Annotated in this window: 6 protein-coding genes; 4 read left to right on the top strand and 2 right to left on the bottom strand. The window is 63.7% G+C overall.

What is annotated here, in order from left to right; translation table 11 throughout:
* Positions 1–74: 74 nt before the first annotated feature.
* A complete protein-coding gene (locus EOA27_RS17770) occupies positions 75–1496 on the bottom strand; it encodes an MFS transporter (protein WP_127253578.1) in 1422 nt (473 codons plus the stop codon).
* A gap of 280 nt (positions 1497–1776) precedes the next feature.
* On the opposite strand from EOA27_RS17770, the gene EOA27_RS17765 reads away from it, so the two are divergent.
* The 4 genes from EOA27_RS17765 (at position 1777) to EOA27_RS17745 (ending at position 5073) form a co-directional block, all read left to right on the top strand.
* Positions 1777–2049, top strand: a complete 273-nt coding sequence (locus EOA27_RS17765; RefSeq protein WP_126082972.1) for a hypothetical protein — start codon at positions 1777–1779, stop codon at positions 2047–2049.
* A 440-nt stretch (positions 2050–2489) separates the two neighbouring features.
* Positions 2490–3992 carry an IMP dehydrogenase gene (gene guaB / locus EOA27_RS17755; protein WP_126082971.1) on the top strand — a complete coding sequence of 501 codons (1503 nt, stop codon included), beginning with the start codon at positions 2490–2492 and terminating at the stop codon, positions 3990–3992.
* A 46-nt stretch (positions 3993–4038) separates the two neighbouring features.
* Positions 4039–4587, top strand: a complete 549-nt coding sequence (locus EOA27_RS17750) for a hypothetical protein (protein WP_245467075.1) — start codon at positions 4039–4041, stop codon at positions 4585–4587.
* Between the two features lie 66 nt (positions 4588–4653).
* Positions 4654–5073 (top strand): MAPEG family protein, encoded by a 420-nt coding sequence (locus EOA27_RS17745; protein WP_126082970.1) that lies wholly within the window; start codon positions 4654–4656, stop codon positions 5071–5073.
* A 1-nt stretch (position 5074) separates the two neighbouring features.
* Here EOA27_RS17745 and rnd read toward each other — a convergent pair.
* Positions 5075–6221 (bottom strand): ribonuclease D (gene rnd, locus EOA27_RS17740; protein WP_127256794.1); only part of this gene is annotated, 1147 nt, incomplete at its 5' end.

Here is a 6221-nt window from a genome sequence, read left to right as displayed (position 1 = left end):
GGATTCTAGGGTCTGCGCGCCGCTTCGCGTCGCTCCGCCCTAGAATGACGAAGTTAGGGCAGGGCGCGCCACCTCTACTTCCCCGCCGTGCTCACCGTTTCCAGGGTCTTCGGCGTGGCCAGCCGGCCATGGCCCGAGACGGCACTGCCGGCTTCCGGCGCCAGCCGCATGAAGGTGATCGATGCCGCGGCGGACACTGCCGCCACGATGAAGAAGGCGATGTGGAAATCGCCGAGCGTCAGCGCCCCGCCATGGATCGAGGTCGAGACTTCGAGGATGCCGCCTGCCAGCGCCACGCCGAGCGCGATCGACAATTGCTGGAAGACCGCGGTGATCGGCGTCGCCTTGCTGGTGTCGGCGGCCGTGATCTCGGCATAGGAGAGCGCGTTGACGCCGGTGAAGAACATCGAGCGGATGAAGCCGCCAACCAGAAGGATCGCCAGCATCAGCACATAGGGCGTCTGCGGCGTGAACAGGCCGTAGATGGCGATCGAGGCGGCCGCGACCAGCGAGCCCCAGATCAGCACCCGCCGGAAGCCGGCAATGCGGAAAAGCAGCGCGGTGACGAACTTCATGCCGATGGCGCCGATCGCCGAAACGAAGGTGATCATGCCCGACTGGAAGGGCGTCAACCCGAAACCGATCTGGAACATCAGCGGCAGAAGGAACGGCACCGCGCCGATGCCGATGCGAAACAGCGAGCCGCCGAGCACGGAGGACCGGAAGACCTGGTTGCGGAACAACTCCAATGCCAGCAGCGGGTTCTTCGCGCGGCGGGCGTGGATGAGATAGAGCACGCCGGAGATCAACCCGACCGCCACCGTGATGAAGCCGGCCATCGGCGGCAGCGCCGGCAGGCTGACGACGGAAAGGCCGAAAACGACCCCGGACGCTGCGAGACCGCTGAGCACAAATCCAGGGAAGTCGAGCGGCGGCGTCTCGGCCGGCGCGGTTTCCGGCAGATAGCGCGTGGCGAGCCAGATGCCCAGCAGCCCGATCGGCACGTTGATCAGAAAAATCCAGTGCCAGGTCAGATAGGTGGTGATGAAGCCGCCGATCGGCGGGCCGACCAGCGGTCCGACCAGCGCCGGCACGGTCAGCCAGGACATTGCCGCGACCAGCTCGCTTTTCGGCGTGGCGCGCACCAGCACGAGGCGGCCGACCGGCGTCATCATCGCGCCGCCTATGCCTTGCAGGAAGCGCGACACCACGAAAGCCGGCAGCGAATTGGAAAAGGCGCAAGCGACCGAGCCAGCGATGAACACGCCGATCGCGGCTCGGAACACGGTCTTTGCCCCGAACCGGTCCGCCATCCAGCCACTGATCGGAATGAAGATCGCCAGCGACACCAGATAGGCCGTCAGCGCCAGCTTCAGCGCGATCGGGCTGGTGTGGATGTCGACGGCGATCGCTGGCAGCGACGTCGCGATCACGGTCGAATCCATGTTCTCCATGAAAAGAGCGACCGCCAGGATGAGCGGGATGGTACGGTTCAAGGGGAAACGCCCTGATTTGTCTTTGCGATTCTAGGCCCGGCTTGGGGGCGAACCGGCTACGACGGGCGGGTATCACGCCTTCGCCCGCATGTCGCATTAAATTGCTGTCACTTTTGCGCGAACGCACGGCTGGTGGCCTCATGTCATAGTTTTGAGGTCAGTCGAGCCTATCAACGTTTCCAACGTCTTCGATGTGCAGGCTGCTCGACAAATCTCGGCTCGACAACCTTCAAAGGCAAGAGCCAAATACAATAAGCGGTTTGCAAAGCAGGGGGCGGAAATGGACACCGAAAACGCAAATTTGACGGCCGAACAAGCCAGGCTCAACAAGATGCTAACGCGGGGCGTTGTGTTTTCTATTGTCTGGCTCGCCGGTTTTGGGTCTTCTTATGCGCTTTACCAAGGGCTTCTGGCACGACGGATGTTAAAGCTGAATCCCATGCTTCGGGGGAATGGGCTCGCCTGGTGGTGCATCATCGCGGGAGGGCTTGGGGCCGCGGTCCTATGCGTGACAGTGGGCATCGGCATTTTCAACGCCGTGGCGGAACGCTAATCAGTGGCGACATCCAGACGCATTCAGCGAAGAAGGCGTCGAAATGGATGAGGTTGTTTCGTCAACGGACGTCAAACGCAGATCTCCAAGATCCTGCGCGGCGTCCTGAGCGGACGAAGCTGTGTTGTGATGAGCCGAGGCGTGCGGTAGCCCGGATCATTCCGTCGGCAACCCCCGAGCGCCACTGTCGTGCCGCGCTGCTGTCCCGGCTTCAGCAGCAGCCTATTGTCAACGCCGCAAGCCTTACCCGCGAGGATGTCTACCGGGACGAGTGGTGAAAGCCGGTGGGCCGTATAACAGCTACTTGAAGCGCCGCGCAACGACCGGCTTTCCTTCCGCCCCAGGACGTGTTACCAGCCAGCGCCAATCCTGAAAGGGAAGATGAGAGTCGGCGCTGGCCAATCGGCCCAGCGCCTTTTCCGCATTCAAAAGGACTGGCCATGGGAAAAATCATCGAAACGTCCACCGGCGCCCTGGCGCTGACCTTCGACGACGTGCTCTTGCAGCCCGGCCACTCCGAGGTCATGCCGGGCGAAACCGACATCCGCACCCGCATCGCCGGCGATATCGATCTCAACGTGCCGATCCTGTCGGCGGCCATGGACACCGTCACGGAGGCGCGGCTGGCGATCGCCATGGCGCAGGCCGGCGGCATCGGCGTCATCCACCGCAACCTGACCCCGGCCGAGCAGGCCGAGCAGGTCCGGCAGGTCAAGAAATTCGAATCCGGCATGGTGGTGAACCCGGTCACTATCGGTCCGGACGCCACGCTTGCCGACGCGCTGGCGCTGATGCGCTCCAACAGCATTTCCGGCATTCCCGTGGTGGAGAATGGCGGCACCGGCGGCCACACGGTCGGCCGCCTGGTCGGCATCCTCACCAACCGCGACGTGCGTTTCGCCTCCGATCCGGCGCAGAAGGTTTACGAGCTGATGACCCGTGAGAACCTGATCACGGTCAAGGAGAATGTCGACCAGGACGAGGCCAAGCGGCTGCTACACAAGCACCGCATCGAGAAGCTGGTGGTGGTCGACAGGAACGGCAATTGCGTCGGCCTGATCACCGTCAAGGACATCGAGAAGTCGCAGCTCAATCCGCATGCCACAAAGGACGCACAAGGGAGGCTGCGCGCCGCCGCCGCCACCAGCGTCGGCGATGACGGCTTCGAGCGCGCCGAGCGCCTGATCGACGCCGGCGTCGACCTGCTTGTCATCGACACAGCGCACGGTCATTCGCAGCGCGTGCTGGATGCGGTGGCGCGGGCCAAGAAGCTCTCCAACTCCGTGCGCATCCTGGCCGGCAACGTCGCAACCGCCGATGGCACGCAGGCGCTGATCGACGCCGGCGCCGATGCGGTCAAGGTTGGCATCGGCCCGGGCTCGATCTGCACCACGCGAATCGTTGCCGGTGTCGGCGTCCCGCAATTGTCGGCGATCATGTCGGCGGTCGAGACGGCCAGCAAGGCCGGCGTCAGCGTCATTGCCGATGGCGGCATCAAATATTCGGGCGATCTCGCCAAGGCGCTCGCGGCAGGCGCGAGCGCGGCCATGATCGGTTCGCTGCTCGCCGGCACGGACGAGAGCCCGGGCGAGGTCTATCTGCACCAGGGCCGCTCCTTCAAGGCTTACCGCGGCATGGGCTCGGTCGGCGCCATGGCGCGCGGCTCGGCCGATCGCTACTTCCAGGCGGAGGTCCGCGATACGCTGAAACTGGTTCCGGAAGGCATTGAAGGGCAGGTTCCCTACAAAGGACCTGTTGCTGGCGTGCTGCACCAGCTTGCGGGCGGCCTGAAAGCCGCTATGGGTTATGTGGGTGGACGTGACCTTGCAGATTTCCGCGAGCGCGCCACCTTTGTGCGCATATCCAATGCCGGACTTCGTGAAAGCCACGCCCATGACGTCACGATCACCCGCGAAAGCCCCAATTACCCGGGCGGAATTTGATCGGGAGGCCGATCAGTCCGATCGTCAGGGCGGACTGTGGTGTGATTTGAGCGTGGCGGTGCTGCGGCTGTCGCGGCACGCGGCGGCGCTCTCCATCGCTTCGATTGCGCTTTTCCTGGCCATGACGGCGCTGGAGTTCCTCTATTTCCAGCGCTTGAGCGGCGGCCTGGCCTCGCTTGACATCCGCGTTGCCGGCTTCACCCCCGACGAAGGCATGGCCTGGCTCACGGCGCTCGGCCGCCGCGGCGGCGAGATCATCATCGTCTGGCACTATTTGACCTTCGATGTCCTGTTCCCGGCGCTGCTGTCGCTGACGCTGGTCAGCCTCATCCTTGTTTACGGGCGGCGGCTCAGCACGTTCCGCGCCATGTCAGCGCAGTTGCAGGCACTGTTCTCGCTGGTGCTGGTGCTTCCCTACGCGGTCGCCGACTACGCCCAGAATTTTGCCGTGGCGCGATTGCTGTCCGATTTCCAATCGGCCAATCCCGATTCGCTCGCCTTCGCTTCCTTGCTGACCGTCACCAAATTCGCGCTGCTGGCGATCCCGGTCTTCGTTATCGCAGTCTTCGCGCTGGCCGGGCAACGGTGGCGCTAAAGCAGTTCCAGGAAGAGTGTAAAACGGTTTTCCGTCCGCAATTGCGTTAGGAAAAGGGAGGGGCCGATGCGCCAGACCGCCATCTTCTGGCCGATGCTGGCGCACGTGCTGCTGGTCTATATCGTCTATCTGGTGATGCTCAAACGGCGCTACGGGGCTGTGAAATCAGGCGAAGCCAGGGTCAGCCAGTACAAGCTCCGCTCGACCGAACCCGCTTCGAGCGTCACCGTCGCCAACAATCTGATCAACCAGTTCGAGCTGCCGGTTCTCTTCCACGTGCTCTGCCTGGCGCTGTTCGTCACCAACGGCGTGAACTATCTGACGCTGGCGCTGATGTGGCTGTTCATCCTCACGCGCTATGTGCACGCCTGGGTGCATCTCGACGGAAACCATGTGCCGCACCGCACCGGAGTCTTCTTCCTCGGCGCCGGCATACTTCTCCTGGCCTGGGTCTGGTTCGCGCTCCACCTGCTCGGGGTGGTTTGATTTAAAGATCGAACACCGCAATCCTGCGCTTGTCGAACTTGATGCCGATTTCGCCGCGCACCAGCCTCAGCGCCTGATCGCCGAAAACGGCGCGCCGCCAGCCCTGCAGCGCCGGCACGTCGGCTTCGTCGCCCTCGGCCGCGATGCGATCGATATCGTCGCTGGAGGCCAGCACCTTGGTGGCGACGCCTTCCTTTTCGGCGACGATCCTGAGCAGCACCTTGAGCAGCTCCGCCGCCGCGTTCGATCCTTCCGGCGGTTGCACGCTCTTTGGCAGTTTCGGCATCGCATCCTTGGGCAGCGCGAGGGCGGCGTTGACTGCGCCCAGCAGCGCGGTTGCCGTCGCGGAGCGTTCCCAGCCTTTCGGGGTGGTGCGCAGCTTGCCGAGCGCCGCCGCGTCGCGCGGCGCCTGTTGCGCGATCTCGTAGATCGCGTCGTCTTTGAGCACGCGGCCGCGGGGCACATCGCGCTCGCGCGCCTCGCGCTCGCGCCAGGCGGCCACCGCCTGCACGATCGCCAGCTCCTGCGGCTTGCGCAGCCGCATCTTCAGCCGTTTCCAGGCATCCTCGGGATGCGGATCGTAGGTCTCGCGCGAGGTGAGGATATCCATCTCTTCGTTCAACCAATGCGCGCGATCCTCGCGCTTCAGCTCGGCGCTGAGATGCTGGTAGACCTTGATCAGATGGGTGACGTCGGCAAGCGCGTATTCGAGCTGCTTGTCGGAGAGCGGCCGGTGCCGCCAGTCGGTGAAGCGCGAGGATTTGTCCAAGCGCGCCCCCGTGACCTTCTGCACGAGCTGGTCGTAAGAGACGCTGTCGCCGAAGCCGCAGACCATCGCCGCCACCTGGGTGTCGAACACCGGATGCGGCACGAGATTGCCGAGATGGACGATGATTTCGATGTCCTGGCGCGCCGCGTGAAAAACCTTCAGCACCGCTTCATTGGCCATCAGCCGGAAAAACGGCTTCAGGTCGATGTCGGGGGCCAACGGATCGATAAGCGCCTCGATCCCAGGTGCGGCGATCTGGATGAGGCAAAGGATCGGCCAGAAGGTCGTCTCGCGGATGAATTCGGTATCGACGGTAACGAATTCCGACTTTTCGAACGCGGCGATGGCGCTCTCGAGCTCAGCTTGGGTGGTGATGACG

This window comes from Mesorhizobium sp. M2A.F.Ca.ET.037.01.1.1, assembly GCF_003998075.1.
Classification (GTDB): Bacteria; Pseudomonadota; Alphaproteobacteria; order Rhizobiales; family Rhizobiaceae; genus Mesorhizobium.
Note: the sequence above shows the minus strand (reverse complement) of the source record. Positions and strands in the feature narration are given on the sequence as shown.

Excerpts from the sequence above, each read along its gene's own strand:
- EOA27_RS17765 (WP_126082972.1), top strand. The coding sequence starts at position 1,777 with ATGGACACCGAAAACGCAAATTTGACGGCCGAACAAGCCAGGCTCAAC.
- guaB (WP_126082971.1), top strand. The coding sequence starts at position 2,490 with ATGGGAAAAATCATCGAAACGTCCACCGGCGCCCTGGCGCTGACCTTC.
- EOA27_RS17745 (WP_126082970.1), top strand. The coding sequence starts at position 4,654 with ATGCGCCAGACCGCCATCTTCTGGCCGATGCTGGCGCACGTGCTGCTG.